The organism is Phenylobacterium sp. (assembly GCF_016793285.1).
In the GTDB taxonomy this organism is placed as follows: domain Bacteria; phylum Pseudomonadota; class Alphaproteobacteria; order Caulobacterales; family Caulobacteraceae; genus Phenylobacterium.
On sequence record NZ_JAEUMO010000049.1, the window covers coordinates 1 to 17,762 of the forward strand.

At 70.0% G+C, this 17,762-nt stretch carries 16 protein-coding genes; 12 read left to right on the plus strand and 4 right to left on the minus strand.

The features are described from left to right. The 5 genes from JNL41_RS05495 to JNL41_RS05515 all read left to right on the plus strand — a co-directional run. Window positions 1-756, plus strand: a 756-nt coding sequence (locus tag JNL41_RS05495; RefSeq protein WP_293473269.1) for a DUF885 domain-containing protein, incomplete at its 5' end; no start/stop codon positions are given. Window positions 757-842: 86 nt separating this feature from the next. Next, on the plus strand, window positions 843-1,607 hold the full coding sequence (locus tag JNL41_RS05500; protein WP_293473270.1) for an alpha/beta fold hydrolase: 765 nt from the start codon (window positions 843-845) through the stop codon (window positions 1,605-1,607). 39 nt (window positions 1,608-1,646) lie between these two features. Beyond that, window positions 1,647-3,362 (plus strand): hypothetical protein, encoded by a 1,716-nt coding sequence (locus JNL41_RS05505; RefSeq protein ID WP_293473271.1) that lies wholly within the window; start codon window positions 1,647-1,649, stop codon window positions 3,360-3,362. A 429-nt stretch (window positions 3,363-3,791) separates the two neighbouring features. Further along, window positions 3,792-5,282, plus strand: a complete 1,491-nt coding sequence (locus JNL41_RS05510) for a heme peroxidase family protein (RefSeq protein ID WP_293473272.1) — start codon at window positions 3,792-3,794, stop codon at window positions 5,280-5,282. Window positions 5,283-5,389: 107 nt separating this feature from the next. After that, on the plus strand, window positions 5,390-5,887 hold the full coding sequence (locus JNL41_RS05515) for a GAF domain-containing protein (protein WP_293473284.1): 498 nt from the start codon (window positions 5,390-5,392) through the stop codon (window positions 5,885-5,887). A gap of 49 nt (window positions 5,888-5,936) precedes the next feature. Here JNL41_RS05515 and JNL41_RS05520 read toward each other — a convergent pair whose 3' ends face one another. Further along, on the minus strand, window positions 5,937-6,134 hold the full coding sequence (locus tag JNL41_RS05520; RefSeq protein ID WP_293473273.1) for a hypothetical protein: 198 nt from the start codon (window positions 6,132-6,134) through the stop codon (window positions 5,937-5,939). A gap of 215 nt (window positions 6,135-6,349) precedes the next feature. Here JNL41_RS05520 and JNL41_RS05525 point away from each other — a divergent pair, with 215 nt between their 5' ends. The 3 genes from JNL41_RS05525 to JNL41_RS05535 all read left to right on the plus strand — a co-directional run bounded on the left by JNL41_RS05525 (window position 6,350) and on the right by JNL41_RS05535 (window position 10,569). Further along, window positions 6,350-7,522: an acetyl-CoA C-acetyltransferase gene (locus JNL41_RS05525; RefSeq protein ID WP_293473274.1), complete on the plus strand. Its 1,173-nt coding sequence runs from the start codon at window positions 6,350-6,352 to the stop codon at window positions 7,520-7,522. Between the two features lie 78 nt (window positions 7,523-7,600). Beyond that, window positions 7,601-8,290 carry an SDR family NAD(P)-dependent oxidoreductase gene (locus tag JNL41_RS05530; RefSeq protein ID WP_293473275.1) on the plus strand — a complete coding sequence of 230 codons (690 nt, stop codon included), beginning with the start codon at window positions 7,601-7,603 and terminating at the stop codon, window positions 8,288-8,290. 203 nt (window positions 8,291-8,493) lie between these two features. Next, window positions 8,494-10,569: a TonB-dependent receptor gene (locus tag JNL41_RS05535; RefSeq protein WP_293473276.1), complete on the plus strand. Its 2,076-nt coding sequence runs from the start codon at window positions 8,494-8,496 to the stop codon at window positions 10,567-10,569. 94 nt (window positions 10,570-10,663) lie between these two features. On the opposite strand, the gene JNL41_RS05540 is transcribed toward JNL41_RS05535, so the two are convergent. After that, a complete protein-coding gene (locus JNL41_RS05540) occupies window positions 10,664-13,042 on the minus strand; it encodes a penicillin acylase family protein (RefSeq protein WP_293473277.1) in 2,379 nt (792 codons plus the stop codon). Window positions 13,043-13,166: 124 nt separating this feature from the next. Here JNL41_RS05540 and JNL41_RS05545 point away from each other — a divergent pair, with 124 nt between their 5' ends. Both JNL41_RS05545 and JNL41_RS05550 read left to right on the plus strand, forming a co-directional pair. Continuing rightward, entirely contained in the window at window positions 13,167-13,535 is a 369-nt protein-coding gene (locus JNL41_RS05545; RefSeq protein ID WP_293473278.1) for a VOC family protein, read from the plus strand. A gap of 14 nt (window positions 13,536-13,549) precedes the next feature. Continuing rightward, entirely contained in the window at window positions 13,550-13,924 is a 375-nt protein-coding gene (locus JNL41_RS05550) for a VOC family protein (RefSeq protein ID WP_293473279.1), read from the plus strand. 170 nt (window positions 13,925-14,094) lie between these two features. Here the strand turns inward: JNL41_RS05550 and JNL41_RS05555 are convergent, their stop codons facing one another. Then, a complete protein-coding gene (locus JNL41_RS05555) occupies window positions 14,095-14,490 on the minus strand; it encodes a VOC family protein (protein WP_293473280.1) in 396 nt (131 codons plus the stop codon). 10 nt (window positions 14,491-14,500) lie between these two features. Further along, entirely contained in the window at window positions 14,501-15,811 is a 1,311-nt protein-coding gene (locus JNL41_RS05560) for a sorbosone dehydrogenase family protein (RefSeq protein WP_293473281.1), read from the minus strand. A gap of 108 nt (window positions 15,812-15,919) precedes the next feature. On the opposite strand from JNL41_RS05560, the gene JNL41_RS05565 reads away from it, so the two are divergent. Both JNL41_RS05565 and JNL41_RS05570 read left to right on the plus strand, forming a co-directional pair. After that, window positions 15,920-17,086: an acyl-CoA dehydrogenase family protein gene (locus JNL41_RS05565; RefSeq protein ID WP_293473282.1), complete on the plus strand. Its 1,167-nt coding sequence runs from the start codon at window positions 15,920-15,922 to the stop codon at window positions 17,084-17,086. Further along, window positions 17,083-17,762, plus strand: a 680-nt coding sequence (locus JNL41_RS05570) for an acyl-CoA dehydrogenase family protein (protein ID WP_293473283.1), incomplete at its 3' end; no start/stop codon positions are given. The genes JNL41_RS05565 and JNL41_RS05570, both read left to right, overlap by 4 nt.

Here is a 17,762-nt window from a genome sequence, read left to right on the forward strand (position 1 = left end):
AAGCTCGCCGACGGCTACCTCGCGGGCATGAAGAAGAAGCTGCCGGCCTACTTCGGCATCCTCCCCAAGGCCGACCTGGTGGTGAGGCGCGTCGAGGCGTTCCGCGAGATCCCCGGCGCCGCCCAGCACTACTTCCCCGGAACGCCCGACGGCTCGCGCCCCGGCATCTTCTACTCGCACCTCAGCGACATGAACGCGATGCCGACGTACCAGCTCGAGAACATCGCCTACCACGAGGGGCTGCCGGGCCATCACATGCAGATCTCGATCGCCCAGGAGCTGACGGGCGTCCCGAGGTTCCGCACCCAGTACGGCTACACCGCCTACTCGGAAGGCTGGGGCCTCTACTCGGAGGCGCTGGCCAAGGAGATGGGCTTCGACGTCGACCCCTACAACGACTTCGGCCGCCTCTCGGGCGAGATCTGGCGCGCCATCCGCCTCGTGGTCGACACCGGCATCCATTCGAAGGGCTGGAGCGAGGAGCAGGCGGTCAGCTACTTCCTCGCCAACTCGGCCCAGCCCGAGGCCGCGGTCCGCGCCGAAATCCAGCGCTACTTCCTCAATCCCGGCCAGGCCACCTGCTACAAGATCGGCATGATCCGGATCCAGAAGCTGCGCGACAAGGCGCGCAGCACGCTGGGCGCCAGGTTCGACTACCGCACCTTCCACGACACGGTCCTCGGCGGCGGCTCCCAGCCCATGCCCGTCCTGGAAGCCCGCGTGAACCGCTGGATCGCCAAGCAACAGAAGGCCTGATGCCACCCGGCGCCGGGTGGGCCTCGACAACCGCGGCGTAACGCGCGTTCGATGGCGCGCAGCGAACAAGGGTGGGAGACAATGCCATGGCGATGCTGAAGCGCGACGACGGGGTGTCGATCTACTACGAGGTCCACGGCTCCGGTCCGACCATCCTGCTGACCCACGGCTACTCGGCCACCTCGCAGATGTGGAGCGGCCAGATCGCCGAACTCAGCAAGGACCACCAGTTGGTCATCTGGGACATGCGCGGCCACGGCCGGTCCGACAGCCCCGATGACCCGGCGCTCTACTCCGAGCCGGCGACCGTCGCCGACATGGCGGCCCTGCTGGACGCGGTGGGCGCAAGCACCGCCATCGTCGGGGGCCTCTCGCTCGGCGGCTACATGTCGCTCGCCTTCAACCGCGTCCACGCCGACCGCGTCGAGGCCCTGCTCATCATCGACACCGGCCCCGGCTACAAGAACGACCAGGCCCGCGACGGCTGGAACGCCACCTCGATCAAGACCGCCGAGCGTTACGAGCGCGACGGCCTCAAGGTGCTGGAAGGCGGCAGCGCCGAACGCCGCACCGCCCAGCACGCCAGCGCGAAGGGCCTGGCGCTCGCCGCCCGCGGGATGCTCACCCAGCGCGACGCCGGCGTGATCGCCTCGCTCCCCGACATCAAGGCGCCGTCGATCGTGGTGGTGGGTTCCGAGGACGCGCCGTTCCTGGCCGCTTCGGACTACATGGCGTCCAAGATCCCGGGCGCGAAGAAGGCCGTCATCGACGGCGCCGGCCACGCCGCCAACATCGACAGGCCCGAAGCCTTCAACGCGGCGATCCGCGGCTTCATCGACGGGCTGAAGTAGGGCGCCGTCCGGCGCACGCAACGCTCGCAAGGAACCCAGATGAACACGAAGATCGCCCTGTTCGCCGCCGCCCTGCTGGCCACCGGCCCCGCCGCCGCCCAGCCGCACGACATGTCGAAGATGGGCCCCCAGGGCATGGGCCCCATGAGCATGGGCCTGCCGCCGATGCCGTCGATCTACGGCGGCCAGGCCGACAAGCCGGGCGCGCCGGTGTTCGAGGGGCTGGGCGCGTTCCACATGCCGGTGACCGCCAACCCGGCCGCGCAGAAGTTCTTCGACCAGGGCGTGAACCTCGTCTTCGGCTTCAACCACGCCGAGGCGATCCGCTCGTTCCGCGAGGGCGCGCGGCTCGATCCGGACTGCGCCATGTGCTGGTGGGGCGTCGCCTTCGCGCTCGGCTCAAACATCAACCTGCCGATGCAGGACGACGCGGTCGGCCCCGCCTGGATGGCGCTGCAGAACGCCCAGGCGCTGGCGCCCAAGACCACGCCGCGCGAACAGGCGTGGATCGCCGCCCTCTCCAGGCGCTACGCCGAGAGCAAGACCGCCGACCGCGCCGCCCTGAACGAGGCCTTCGCCCAGGCCATGGGCGACCTCGCAAGGGCCTACCCCGACGACCTCGACGCCCAGACGCTGTGGGCCGAAGCCATGATGGACACCCAGCCCTGGGACTACTGGGCTGCCGACGGGGTGACGCCCAAGGGCCACGGCGCCCAGATCGTCGCCACGTTGGAAGGCGTGATCGCCAGGGCGCCGAACCACCCCGGCGCGCTGCACCTCTACATCCACGCCGTCGAGGCCTCGACCACGCCCGAGCGCGCCGAACCCGCCGCAGATCGCCTGCTGAAGCTGATGCCGGGCGCTGGCCACATCGTCCACATGCCCAGCCACATCTACTACCGCGTGGGCCGCTACGCCGACGCCGCGGCCGCCAACGAGGTCGCTGCCACCGCCGACGAGCGCTACATCGCCGCCTGCAAGGCGCAGGGCTTCTATCCGGCCGCGTACTACGGCCACAACATCCACTTCCTGTGGACCTCGGCCGAGATGGAGGGCCGCTACCAGGCCGCCCTCGACGCCTCGCGCCGCCTGGTGAAAGCCGTCGACGCGCCCAACCTCTCCAGGCAGATGTCGGTCGCCGAACTGTACAACTTCACCCCGGTCGTCACCCTCCTGCGCTTCGGCAAGTGGAAGGAGATCCTGGCCGAGCCCGCGCCCGACAAGGCTCTCGGACTCGACACCGCCATGTGGCTCTACGCCCGCGCCTTCGCGCAGGCCAACACCGGCGACCTCAGGGGCGCCAAGGCCTCCCGCGCCCGCATCGCGGCGCTCCAGAGCCTCAAGTTCGACAAGTACGTCGCCTTCAATGTCCCGGCCCAGCAGATGATCCCGGTGGCGCTCGCCAGTGTCGATGGCGAGATCGCCCGCAAGTCCGGCGACCTGGCCGGCGCCGTCGCCCACTTCCAGAAGGCCCAGGCGCTCGAACTCGCGCTGCCCTACACCGAGCCCGCCTACTGGCACCGGCCGGTCTCCCACCTCCTGGGCGCGGCGCTGCTGGAAGCGAACCAGCCCGCCGAAGCCGAGGCCGTCTACAAGGCCAGCCTGCGCCACTACCGCCGCGACGGCTGGGCGCTTGCCGGCCTCGCCAAGGCCCTCGACGCCCAGGGCAAGACCGCGGAGGCCGCGCAGGCGAAGGCCGACTTCGCCGAGGCCTGGAAGCGCGCCGACACCAAGCTCGAGACCTCGCGCCTCTAGACGCCTCTGCCAGGCGCCCCCGCGTCACGGACGGCTTCCCATGGCCTGGGAATCGCCTCCGCAGCGAGCGGGGGCGATCAAGACCTGGGCAAATGAAGCGAACGCTACTCTAGATAGTATTCACACATCCTAGGCGGGTGGCGCTGATCCGCGTCAGTCGAACGGCCGCCCTCCGCGCCGATGTTTCGACCTTTGCCTGAAGACGACTTCGGTCCGTCCAGTGACGAAGCCGACGCCGCGAGGAAAGCATTCGAGACGGCAGATCGTCATCTGAAGGTCGTCTGGTTCAGAAAATGTGGCGATTTCGTGTCGATTGCGATGAGATCAATAGAGTCGAAGAGTCAACAAAACAATGTACTAGCCTGAGAAACTATTGTTCGAATAACGTGATTTTCGTTGGGGAACGAACCATGACTGAGGGGCTTTCAGATGGCTCGTCACGGCGTCTATCCGCATGACATTGTTCCCGCGAAATCGAAGTACTTCGACTCCGGTCGCTTCGGCCGGATGTTCGGCGGCCTGCCCGCCTTCGCCTCCGACACACCCGAGATCCGCGCGGCCCTGCTCGACATCGGCAAGGCGAACGGCATCATGGACGCCCGCGACAAGCTGAGCGAGGGGCCGGTCAACCTGATCACCAACCCGGCGCTGTCGGCCAAGAACCCCGACAACCCGAACCTGACCGCGGGCTTCACGTTCCTCGGCCAGTTCGTCGACCACGACATGACCTTCGATCCGACATCGAGCCTGGAGCGCCAGGCCGACCCGGAGCAGATCTCCAACTTCCGCACCCCCAGCCTCGGCCTCGACAACGTCTACGGCGCCGGACCCGGCGGCAGCCCGCACCTCTACGACCAGTCCGCGGCGGGCCAGGGCGTCAAGATGCTGCTGGAGGAGACGGGGACGGCCGGCAAGTTCGACGTGCCGCGCAACAGCCAGCGCGTGGCCCTGATCGGCGACCCGCGCAACGACGAGAACCTCATCGTCAACCAGTTGCAGGTGGCGTTCCTGAAATTCCACAACGCCGCGGTCGACTACGTGAAGACCAAGATCAAGCTGAAGGCGCCCGACCAGGTGTTCGCCGAGGCGCAGCGGCTGGTGCGCTGGCACTACCAGTGGATCCTGATCCACGAGTTCCTGAAGAAGACCTGCGGCGAAGCCGTGGTGAACGACGTGCTGGAGAACGGGCGCAAGTTCTACAAGTGGCACAACGAGCCCTTCATCCCGGTGGAGTTCTCGGTGGCGGCCTACCGGTTCGGACACAGCCAGATCCGGCCGTCGTACCGGGCGAACTTCACGGGCAACCCGGGCGGCACGCCGTTCTTCGCCATGATCTTCACGCCGACGCCGTCCGATCCGCTGGACCCGGACGACCTGTCGGGCGGTTGCCGCGCGCCGCGCCGGTTCATCGACTGGCCGACCTTCTTCGACTTCGGCGACGGCTCGGTGCGACAGAACAAGAAGATCGACGCCACGCTGTCGTCGGCGCTCTTCAAGCTGCCGGGGTCGGTGGTCGGCAACCCGAACGCCACGACGAACCCGGCGTCGCTGGCCCAGCGCAACCTCCTGCGCCACCTGACCTTCTCGCTGCCCTCCGGCCAGCGGGTGGCCAAGGCGATGAGCCTGCCGGTGCTCGCGAAGGGCGACCTGTCGACGCTGGCGGAGTACGGCCTCGACGACCGCACGCCGCTCTGGTTCTACATCCTGCGCGAGGCGGCGGTGGTGGAGAACGGCGAGCGCCTGGGGCCGGTGGGCGCGCGCATCGTCACCGAGGTGTTCCTGGGCCTGATGGAGGGCGACTCGTCCTCGTACCTCTCGCAGGACCCCGACTGGCAGCCCAGCCTGCCATGCATCGACAGCACCCTGACCGGCGACGACTTCCGCATGATCGACCTGCTGCGGTTCGCGCAGGTGGCGTAGGCGCGCGGCCCCGTCGCGGCGCCTGCGGGCGGTCGCGGCGGGGCCATCGCGGCGCGGTCGGACGGGCGAGGGTGGCCGCGTGGGCCGCGGGCCGCTACATGACCGCCATGGCCGAAGCGTTCAACGAGACCGTCCTGCCCGCGGAGAAGGTGCAGCGCTATGCCGCCGTGGCCGAGGAGATCGCCGCGGTGCTGGAGGGCGAGCCGAATGTGACGGCGCGGATGGCGACGGTGGCGTCGATGCTGGCCGCGAGTTTCGACCACTACTTCTGGACGGGGTTCTACGTGGTGGACGCTGAGAGGGACCGCGAACTGGTGGTCGGGCCCTATCAGGGCACGCTGGGCTGCCTGCGCATCGCGTTCGGGCGCGGCGTGTGCGGGACGGCGGCGGCGACGCGGGAGACGCAGGTGGTGGAGGACGTCCACGCCTTCCCGGGGCACATCGCCTGCGACAGCCGCTCGGCGAGCGAGATAGTCGTTCCGGTGGTGGACGGGTCCGGCGAGCTCATCGCGGTGTTCGACGTGGACTCCGAACGCCGGGCGGCGTTCGACAGGATCGACCGGGAAGGGCTGGAACGGATCCTGGCGCAGACCTTCGCGGGCTAGAGGGCGGCAAGGCGCCGGCCGTGCGGGGCCGGCGCCTCGACCGGTCGTGCTACTTCGTGGTCTTGGCGTCGGTCTTGGCTTCGGCCTTCGCCGCGGCCTTCTTGGCCGGCGCCTTCTTGGCCGGAGCCTTGTGGGCGGTCTTGGCGGGCGGCGTCGCCGCCGGCGCGGAGCCCTGGGCGAGCGCGAGGGCGGGGGCGCCGGCGAGGGCGAGCGCGGTGAGGGCCGAAACGGCGAGGCGGAGCTTCATGGAGGCTTGTTCCTGTTCCCGGCGGGTCACGTCGACCCGACGCCCTGAGCCTCGCCCCGCCAGCTTTCAGCCGCCCGGAACCGCCCTTACAAATCTGTCAACCGGCGGGCCTGGATGAGGCGCGCGCGTCACCCTCCGTTGTCTTCCGCAGCGGCGCCCTCGTAGAACGCGCGTCGAGGCGCCGAAGGCGGCGCGAGAGACATTGGAGCAATGAGATGGCCGAGGCCTATATCGTCGCCGCATCCCGCACCGCCGGTGGCCGCAAGGGCGGCCGCCTCCGCGACTGGCATCCCTCCGACCTGGCCGGCAAGGTGCTCGACGACCTGGTCGCGCGCACCGGGATCGACCCGGCGGTGATCGAGGACGTCATCATGGGTTGCGTGACCCAGGCCGGTGAACAGTCGACCAACATCGCGCGTAACGCGGTGTTGTCGTCGAGCCTGCCGGAGAGCGTTCCGGCCACCTCGGTCGACCGCCAGTGCGGGTCGTCCCAGCAGGCCCTCCAGTTCGCCGCCCAGGCGGTGATGAGCGGCACCCAGGACGTGGTGATCGCCTCGGGCGTCGAGAGCATGACCCGCTGCCCGATGGGCATGTCGGTGGTGCTGCCGATGAAAGCCGGCATGGGCGTCCCCAAGAGCCCGCGCCAGGAAGAGCGCTACCCCAACATCCAGTTCAGCCAGTTCGCCGGCGCCGAGATGGTGGCCACGAAGTACGGCCTGACCAAGGACCAGCTCGACGAATACGGCTACCGCAGCCACCAGAACGCCATCGCGGCGACCCAGGCCGGCGCGTTCAAGGACGAGATCCTGGTGATCGACGGCAAGGACGCCGAGGGCAATGCGGTCCGCCACGAGGTCGACGAGGGCATCCGCTTCGAGGCCAGCCTGGAGGCCATGAGGGGCGTGAAGCTGCTGCAGGAAGGCGGCGCGATCACCGCGGCGACTTCAAGCCAGATCTGCGACGGCGCCTCGGGCGTGATGGTGGTGTCGGAGAAGGCGCTCAAGGAGCACAACCTGACGCCGATGGCGCGCATCCACCACCTGTCGGTGATGGGCCACGACCCGGTCATCATGCTCGAAGCGCCGATCCCGGCGACCGAACGCGCGCTGAAGCGGGCCGGCATGTCGATCGACGACATCGACCTGTTCGAAGTGAACGAGGCCTTCGCCTCGGTGCCGGTGGCCTTCCTGCAGAAGCTGGGCGCCGATCCGGACCGGCTGAACGTCAACGGCGGCGCCATCGCGCTGGGCCACCCGCTGGGCGCCTCGGGCACCAAGCTGATGACCACGCTGCTGAACGCGCTGAAGACCCGCGGCAAGCGCTACGGCCTGCAGACCATGTGCGAAGGCGGCGGCCTGGCCAACGTGACGATCGTCGAGCGGCTCTAGCCCTCACGTTCGAAATGCGGTTTTGAGGAGCGGCCGGGGAGTGATCCCCGGCCGTTTCCGTTTCAGGAGATTTCGATCATGGCCGGCCGCGTCATCGCCATCACCGGAGCCTTCGGCATCCTGGGCTCGGCCGTCGCGAAGGCGGCCGCGGCGCAGGGGGCGAGCCTGGCGCTGATCGATGCGGCCAAGGCCCCCCTGGGCGTGGGCGTGGGGGAGGGCGCGCTGGTGCTGGCCGAGACCGACCTGACCGATCCGGTGCAGGTGGGCGCGGCGATGGCGGCAATCGGTGAGCGCTACGGTCGGATCGACGCGCTGCTGAACATCGCCGGCGGCTTCGTCTGGGAAAAGATCGAGGGGCAGGACCCGTCGCGCTGGGCCGACCTCTTTCGGCTGAACGTCGTGACCGCCGCCAACGCCAGCCGCGCGGCGATCCCGCATCTGCGCAAGAGCCGCCATGGCCGGATCGTCAACGTGGGCTCGGCCGCGGCGCTGAAAGCCGGCGCGGGCATGGGCGCGTACTCGGCGGCGAAGGCGGGCGTACACGCGCTGACGCAGGCGCTGGCCGAGGAGCTGAAGGGCGACGGGATCACCGTCAACGCGGTGCTGCCCTCGATCATCGACACCCCGGCGAACCGCGCCGACATGCCCGACACCGACCCGGCGGTCTGGGTGGCGCCCGACGACCTGGCGGCCGTGATCCTGTTCCTGGCAAGCGAGGCCTCGACGGCGGTGACCGGCTCGCTGGTGCCGGTGACGGGACGGGTCTAGGGCCTCCGACCCTTCCGCTCTCCACCCCTTCCAGAACGTCATCCCCGGCACAAGGCCGGGGATGACGCTCTTGGTGAAAGGCCCATCCGCGTACGCTGTTACGCGAAAGCCGCACCCGCTTTTCTAAATCGGCCGATAGGTGAACGCCGGTAGCTTGGGCGTTCGAAGCGGGCGAAAATGAAGCCCGGGAGGGAACCCCGAAGATGGGTCCATGGCTTCTGATCGCCGCGGCGGCTGCGCCGCAGGCGGCCGAAACGGCTGTCGCCGCCACACCGCCGCCTGCGGCGTCCGCGGAGCGTGGGGTCACGGTCTATCCCCCCGGCTTCTTCGCGGAGGCCCAGCCGACCAGCGCCTACGATATGGTCATCCGCCTCCCGGGCTTCACCTTCGACAAGGGCGCGGCGGTGCGCGGGCTGGCCGGCGCGGCGGGCAATGTGATCATCGACGGCCAGCCGCCGGTGTCGAAGAACGACGCGCTCGACGAGATCCTGAAGCGCATCCCGGTGGGGTCGGTCGAGCGGATCGAACTCATCCGCGGCGGCGCGCCGGGCATCGACATGGACGGCCGCTCGGTGCTGGCCAACGTGGTGCGGCGGCAGGTCGCCGGGTTCAAGGCGGCGGCTGCGCCCACGACCAATCTGATCTACGACGGCCGCGTGCTCCACAGCTTCCGCGGCGAGGCGCAGTGGCGCTGGCCGGGCGGGCGTTCGGCGGAGCTGTCGCAGGTCTACGGCAAGGGGCCGAACGAGGAGTTGGGCGACGGGGTGCGCACCCGCTTCTCGGCGAACGGCGCGCTCCGCTTCCGCTCGAACGTGGACGTCGACAGCGGTGGCCAGCGCATCTACACGATCGGCGCCTTCGAGACGCCGGCCCTGGGCGGCCGCGTGCGGCTGAACGGCGCATACCAGCTCAATCCGTCGTTCGTGGAACTCTACGACCGGTTCGTCGGCGGCGGGAAGGAGTACGAGTACGACCGTATCGACCGCGAGCAGATCGAGACCGGCCTGCGCTTCTCGCGGCCGCTGACCGCGAGCATGAACCTCGAGGCCATCGCGCTTCGCCAGATGAACACGACGGACACCACCGTCCACTTCGAAGCCCCGGGGCTGGTGCGCGATTTCCGGCTGGACCGCGAGACGACCGAGACCGTCGGGCGCATCACGCTGAAGCGGCGCCAGTCGCCACGCCTGTCGCTGGAAGCCAGCGTCGAGGGGGCGCTGAACAAGCTCGACAGCGAGACCGAGCTGAAGGTGAGCGGCCGTCCGATCGTCGTGCCCGCCGCCAACGTGCAGATCGAGGAGAAGCGCGGCGAACTGGCCGCGCGGGCCAACTGGCGCGCCACGGACACGCTGGCGCTGGAGGCGGCGGTGCGCCAGGAGCAGTCGACGGTGACGTCGCGCGGCGACGTCGTGCTGGAGAAGACGCTGCGCTTCACGAAGCCCCGCCTGGCGGCGACCTGGAGCCCCGACCCGACGAGTCAGGTGCGCTTGCGCCTCGAGCGCGAGGTGGGACAGCTCAACTTCGACGACTTCGTCGCGACCTCGAACGTGGCGTCGACGGGCACCCTGTCGGCGGGCAACCCCGATCTCACGCCACAGCAGGCGTGGGTGTTCGAGGCGGCGGCCGAGCGGCGGTTCTGGGGTTCGGGCGCGCTGGTGCTCACCGTGCGCCATTTCGAGCTCTCCGACGTGGTGGATCGCGTGCCGGTGCTCGGCCCGACCGGCGCCATCCTCGCCGACGCGCCGGGGAACATCGGCTCGGGCGTCAAGGACGAGTACACGCTCAGCCTGACCCTGCCGCTGGACCGGCTGGGTGTGCGCGGCGCGCAGTTCCGCGGCTACGCGACGCGGCGGCGGACCCGCGTCGTCGATCCGCTGACGGGCCTGAAGCGCGAGATCTCGGTCACGCGGCCGGCGGAGGTGCGGGACGGCTCCCAGAACGGTCCGGTGAGCTGGGAGGCCCACTTCACGCAGGACCTGCCGGCGATCCGCACGGTGTGGGGCGCGGACGTCATCGGCGCCTTCCGCGAGCGGACCTTCCGCCTGAACGAGATCGAGACCCGCAAGGTCAGCGCCACGGTGCTGCTGTTCGCCGAATACAAGGCCGCGAGCGACCTGACGCTGCGGGTGGAGGCCCAGGCGATGAACCAGCGCAACGCGCGCCGCATCCGCGAGGTCTATGTCGGCCCGCGCAGCCGCGGCGTGCTGGACTACACCGACGTTCGCAATCTGGAATGGGGCGGCAGCCTGTTCTTCCGGGTGCGGAAGACGTTCGGGTAGCGGAAACGAAGACGGCGCGCGGGCGGCGCGCGACCGCTCGGCGGGGCGATACGCGCCGCCCGCCGGATTCCTCACACGAGCCCCTCGCGGCGGGCTACTGGCCCGGCGAGAGGGAGATGACGGTCTCGGCGTCGCCTTCGACCGCGGCGCGGGTGAAGCGCAGCGGCACGTAGGCGCCGGCCGCCCAGAGCGGGAAGAGGTCCCGGTAGTGCGGGCTCGCCGGGTCGCCGGACTGGCCGGGCGTGTTGATGATCATCGAGTTGTCCCAGGCGCCCACGTCCAGAACGAACCGCACCGAGGCGCCGGCGGTCTGGTTGAAGGTCCTGGCGTCCCAGGTCGCCGCCCGCGGCGTCGACGCGGAACCGGGGACCTGCAGCGGGCCGAGGCTCATCTGCGCGGCGAGGCGCTCGTCGGCCAGGGCGGCGGCTGCGGGCACGAAGGTCGCGCGATGCAGCGCGCCCCAGGTCCAGCCGTAGATGTGTGGGCCGAGCCGGCCCTTCAGTTCGGCCAGCGCGTCCGCCAGGCTGTTCAGGATGACGGGGTCGCGCACCGCGGCGGGCTGGCCCTCGAGCCAGGTCAGGAGAGGATCGGGCGCCCCGGCGCCGATCAGCGCCTGGCCGGCGGCCGGGATGCCGGCGGCGGCGGTCACATGGCGGCCGAGGTGCTTGATCGCCCAGGTCTCGTAGATGGCGGCGGCGGCGCTGTCTGTGGTCTCGGCTCCGTCCCAGCGCTTCAGCAGATTGAGCGCCAGGGTCAGGTCGTTGTCGGTCGAGGCGAGCGACTGCACCAGCTTCACGGCGCGCCGCGCCTGCGGGCTCACCGCGTCGCCCTGCAGCGCCATGGAGTCCGCCAGCGTCGACTTCGGCAGGCCGTCCAGCACCTCGTGGATGCGGACGGAGCGGGTGTTGTCGGCCCACTCGAAACCCAGCCTGCGCCGTTCACGCGGGTAGGCGGGTTCGGCCGGGATATTCATGGCGTTGGCGGTGGCGAAGTAGCCGGCGGCGGGGTTCTTCACGACCGGCAGGCCGCCGTCCTCGACGAAGCCTTTCCACTCGTAGCGCCCGTCGCCGGGCACCGGCATCAGCCCGTCCCAGTTGGGCCGGACGGGCGTCTTGCCCGCCGCCGACCAGCCGATGTCGCCCTTGGTGTCGGCGTAGGCGAGATTCAGCGGCGGCGCGCCCCAGCGGTTGCGGGCGGTCTGGAAGTCGTCCCAGCCCTTGGCGCGCCACATCCGCGACGAGCCGAAGTAGCCGGAGAGGCCGGGCTCGTTCCAGATGGTGCGGATCGCGAAGGCCTTGGCGCCCTGCTGCCAGACGACCGGGCCGTGGCGGGTGAAGCGGAGTTCGACCTCGCGCGGCGCCTCGCCCTTCACCTCGATGGTCTCACGGACCACCTTCATCGGCTCGAAGCCGCCTTTGTAGCGATAGGCGTCGCCCTTGATCTCGTAGGCGTAGAGGTCCTCCTGGTCGATGTAGAAGATGGTGATGGCGTAGGCGGTGGTCCCGTTGTGGCCCATCGAGACGCCGGGCAGCGCCGGCTCGCCCGCGCCGATGATCGACAGGCCCGGCGCGTCCAGGTGGGCGATATAGCGCAGCGAGGGCGCGCCCACCGGCCGGTGTGGGTCGCCGGCCAGGATCGGGCGGCCGGTCGCGCTGCGGCCGGCGGAGATGGTCCAGTTGTTCGAGCCCTCGGCGGCGCGCTCGTCGATGACCTGGGCCAGCGCCTTGGGCGCCTCGGCGACGGCCTCGCGGGCCATGGCCTTGAAGCCGACCGGCTCGGTGGCCAGCACGTAGTCCTTGAGCACGTCGGCGGGCACGCCGCACGGGTCGAGCCCCTTGGGTACGACGACCTTGTGCGCCGGCTCCAGCTTGCGGCGGAGCGTGTCGGCGGCCGGGCCGCCGGCGCAGATGGCCTGGGCCCGGGCCACCTCGGACGTCACGTTGCTGACCAGCGCGTGGCTGCGGATGCGCAGGACGTCCTCGGGGTTCCACGTCTCGGGCGTGCTCCGGGTCAGGCGAAACTCGACGGGCAGGGCCCGCTTGCCGGCCTGCACCTCGGCCACGTAGGCGTTGACGCCGGCCGCGAAGGCCTCGACCGCCTCGCGCGCGCCCGGGTCGTAGGCGGCCCACTCGGCGGCCATGTCGCCGCGGTAGAGGAAGAGCCTGGCCGCCCGGTCCTGGGCGACGTAGGCCGGGCCGAGGCTGGCCGACAGACGCCCCAGGCCGCGCTTGCGCCAGAGATCGATCTGCCAGAGGCGGTCGCGGGCGGCGTTGTAGCCCTGGAGGAAGAACGCGTCCTTCGCCGACTTCGCGTAGATGTGCGGGATACCCCAGCGGTCGACGATGATCTCGGCCGGCTGGCCCAGACCCTTGACCGTCCGCGCCTCGGTGCGCACGGCGCTCGAAATCCCGGCGTCGGCGGCGCCTGACAGCATCGTCGCCGCCAGCAGTCCCAGCATCAGCCTGCGCATCATCCCGGCGTCTCCCCTCGTCCACGCAGATAATGGACGGAGATTGCGGTGCGCGTCACGAGCATGCTTGCGCGCCGGCGGGGATCATCGGCTAGGGTGAAGGTCCATAAGGGAAGGGAAGTCCAAGATGCTCGGCTACGCCACCATCGGCGCCAACGACCTCGAAAAGTCGGCCAGGTTCTACGACGCGGTGTTCGCGCCGCTGGGCGCCAAGCGCGCCTTCGCCAACGAGCGCATGCAGTTCTACATGGGTGGCGCGACGCCGGGCATGGTCGCGATCTGCAAGCCCTATGACGAGAAGCCGGCGACGGCCGGCAACGGTTCGATGTTCGGCCTGTCCGCTGCCGACCACGCTCAGGTCGACGCGGTCTACGCTGCGGCCATTGCGGCGGGCGCCGCCGACGAGGGCGCGCCGGGCCTGCGCACCGACACCTTCTACGGCGCCTACTTCCGAGACCCGGACGGCAACAAGATCTGCGTCTTCAAGATGGGCTGAGCCCGGAGAGCGGCATGATCGGCTACACCACGCTGGGCGTCACCGATCTCGAGCGCGCCAGGGCGTTCTACGACGCCGTCCTGGCGCCGCTCGGGGGCAGGCGGGCGCTCGACTACGAGCGTTCGACCTACTTCGGCGGGCCAGGCCGCGGCGCCATGCTGGGCATCACCCTGCCGTTCGACGGCAACGCGCAGAGCGTCGGCAACGGGGTGATGGTGGCCCTGGCGGCCACCGGGCCCGAGCAGATCCAGGCGGTGCATGCCGCGGCGATGGCGGCCGGGGCGGTCTGCGAGGGGCCGCCGGGCGATCGCGGCGGCGGCTTCTACGGGGCCTACTTCCGCGACCTCGATGGCAATAAGCTCTGCGTCTACAGAATGGAGCGACAATAGCTCCTGTCCTCACGGGAGCTGGTGTCGGCCGAAGGGCCAGGCTCTTCCGCCGCGAGGTCGATGAAAGGCGGCGGTCGCCAGGGTCGAGCCCCGACGACCGCCAGGAAGAGGTCACACACGAGAACCTCCGGGCCGAGGCGGACTACGCGCGTAAATATTACGCGTGTCAACTATTCGCGGACGCCGGCCTCGATGTTGTTGCCGTCGGGGTCGAGGACGAAGGCGGCGTAGTATCTCGCGACCGCTGGGCCGCGCGGGCCGGGCGCGCCGTTGTCGGTTCCCCCGGCGGCGATGGCGGCCCGGTGGAAGGCGGCGACCGCGCCGCGGTCCGCGGCCTGCAGCGCCAGGTGGATGGGGCTCGCGGAGGTCTGGTCGCCCTCGCGCCAGAAGGCGGGCCTGTCCGTCCCGATCCAGACGAAGGGCACGGGCCAGTCGGGATTCGGCGTCAGCACGAACGAACTGGCCGTGTTGTCGACGACATGAAGGCCGAGCGGCGGCGCGACGGCTTCGTAGAATCGCCGGGCGGCGGCCAGGTCGCGGACGCGGAAGCCCATGTGGTCGAACATCGAGGCTCCGTCAGACCGGCGCGACGCGCCAGACGACGCCGCCTACGTCGTCGGCGACGAGGAGACCGCCGCGCCTGTCGACGACGACACCGACGGGCCGCCCCTGGATCTTGTTGTCGGCGTTGAGGAAGCCGGTGAGGAAGGCCTGCGCCGGCATCTGCGGGCGGCCCCCGGCGAAGGGCACGAAGACCACGCGATAGCCGTTGAGGGGCTGGCGGTTCCAGGAGCCATGCTGGCCGATGAAGGCGCCGCCCCTGTAGGGCGCGGGGAAAGCCTCCGCCTTGTAGAAGGTCAGGCCCAGCGAGGCGGTGTGCGGGCCGAGGCCATAGTCCGGCGCGACCGCCTTGGCCACCAGGTCGGGGCGCTCGGGCTTCACCCGCCGGTCGACGTTGCGGCCCCAGTAGCTGTAGGGCCAGCCGTAGAACGCGCCGGCGCGCACGCTGGTCAGGTAATCGGGCGGCAGGTCGTTGCCGATCTCGTCGCGCTCGTTGGCGACCGTCCACATGGCGCCCGTCGTCGGCTCGAAGTCGAGGCCGTTGGGGTTTCGGATGCCGCTCGCGAAGACGCGGGCCTGCCGGGTGGCGAGGTCGTACTCCCAGATCGCCGCGCGACCTTCCTCGGCCGCCATGCCGTTCTCGCCGACGTTCGAGTTCGAGCCGACGGTGGCGTAGAGCTTCGTACCGTCCGGGCTGGCGACGACGTTCTTGGTCCAGTGATGGTTGATGGGCGGGCCGGGCAGGGCGAACACGGGATGGCCGGGCCCCGATTCCCGGGTGTCGCCGTCACGGTAGGGGTAGCTCACGACGCCGTCGTGGTTGGCCACGTAGAGGGTGTCGCCGACGAGGGTCATGCCGAACGGGCTCTTCAGGCCCTGGGCGAAGATGGTCTTCGTCTCGGCCACGCCGTCGCCGTCGGCGTCGCGCAGGAGCATGATCCGGTCCGGGCTGGAGACGGCGGACTTCACCTTCTTCATCAGCATCTTCTGGAAGAAGGCGCGGATGCCGGTGTTGGTCTTGTCGACCTTGCTGCCGGGCCCTGCGGATTCAGCCGCCAGTACGTCGCCGTTGGGCAGCACGTAGAGCCAGCGGGGATGGTCCAGCCCCTCGCCGAATCGGGTGACGGCGAACCCCGGCGGCGCGCGCGGCGCGGCGTTGACGGGCCATCCCACCACCTCGGGCACGCCGACGGACGGGATCAGGCTCGTCCGCGGCTGCGCCAGGCGTGGGTTGGGGCCGAAGCCGACGAACGGATCGTCCGAGCCCGCAGTCTGGCAGCTTCCGAGGACCAGGGCCGCCGATGCGGCCAGCAGTGCGCGACGCATGTCGGCGCCTCCTTCACCAATTCGTCCCAAACGCTGACGCCACGGCGCCGTTGCGCCGACGGGCGAAAGTGGGCTGGAGTGACAGTGTAAGACTCCCGGAGCCGTTGCATGGACCTGACGCTCACGCCGGAACTCGCGGCCTTCAGAGACGAAGTGCGCGCCTTCCTCGACGCGCACAAGGACGAGTACGTCGACGGGGTCCCGAAGGACATGAAGGCGTGGCAGAAGACGCTGATCGCCCACGGCTATGCGGCCCGCACGATCCCCAAGGCCTACGGCGGCTTCGGCGCCGAGCCGGACATCCTGAAGAGCCGCATCATCGCCGAGGCCTTCATCGCCGCGAACGCGCCGCGCGGGATGGCGGGGCAGGGCATCTCGATGCTGGTGCCGACGCTGCTGGAGGTGGGGTCCGAGGCGCAGAAGACCCGGTGGATCCCGCCGACGCTGGCGGGCGAGATCCTGTGGTGCCAGGGCTACTCCGAGCCGGGGGCGGGGTCGGACCTCGCGAACCTCCAGACCAAGGCGGTCGAAGATGGTGAGGATTTTCTCATAAGTGGCCAGAAAATATGGACAAGTACGGCCATGCAGGCGCAGATGATGTTCTGCCTGGTCCGCACCGAGCCCGACGCGGCCAAGCACGAGGGCATCAGCTACATCCTCTTCCCGATGTCGACGCCGGGGATCGAGGTGCGGCCCCTGAAGACCATGACCGGCGTCGCCGAGTTCAACGAGGTGTTCTTCACCGACGTCCGGGTGCCGAAGAGCGCCGTGGTCGGCGGGCGCGGGCGGGGCTGGTTCGTGGCCAATGCGACGCTGAAGCACGAGCGGGGCATGCTGGGCGATCCGAACGCCACAGAAGCCCGGCTCAAAGCGCTGATCGAGCTGATGAAATCCGAGACGGTCGACGGCCAGCGGATCATCGACAACCCGGTGTTCCGCGACCGGCTGATGCAGCTCCAGGCGCGTGTCCTGTCGATGAAGTTCAACGGTCTGCGCACCGCCACCGACGATACGGCCGGCCTGGCGCGGATGGTCGTGAAGCTGCAGGGCTGCGAGCTGAACCACCAGGTCGCGGCGCTGGCCATCGACGCCCTGGGCGAGCTGGGCATCCTCTATCACGACGGACCGTACCTGCGGGCCAAGGGGAACTGGCAGCGCAACTACATGTTCGACCTTGGCCTCATCATCGGCGGGGGCACGGCGCAGATTCAGAAGAACATCATTTCAGAGCGCGGCCTCGGGATGCCGCGCGAACCGAAGGTCGTGCCCGCATGAGGTTCGCGCTCTCCGAAGACCAGGGGCTGTTGCAGGACAGCCTGAACAAGGCGCTGGCGCAGCTTTCGCCGCTGGACCGCGTGCGCAGGTTCGCCGACGGCGGCGAGATGACCGCGCCCGACATCTGGGCGGGGCTCTCCGACGCCGGCCTGCCGGGCCTGCTCGTGCCCGAGGAGTTCGGCGGGCTGGGCCTGGGCCTGCTGGAGGCCGCGTTGGCGGCCGAGGCGCTGGGCAAGGCGGTGGCGCCGACGCCGTTCCTGGGCTCGGCGGTGCTGGCGCCGCTGGCGCTGACCCTGGGCGGATCGGCCGCGCAGAAGGCCGCGTGGCTACCGAAGCTGGCGTCCGGCGAGGCGACCGCGGGCGTGGCGATTTCGGAGCCGATCGCCGGGGCCCGCGAGGGCGCGGGCGTGACCGCGAGCGGCGGCAAGCTGACGGGCAAGGCGCTGTTCGCGCTCGACGCGCCCGGCGCGGACCTGCTGATCGTCGCCGACCACGCTGGCGGGCTGCATCTGGCCGAGCCGGTCGAGGCGGTCCCGATGGCGTCGATCGACGCGACGCGCAGGCTGTCGGAACTGACGTTCAAGGACACGCCGGCGCAGGCGCTGAACTCGAACCAGGCGCTGGAGCGGCTGCGCGACGCGGCCTGGACGATGATCGCGGCCGACACGCTGGGCGC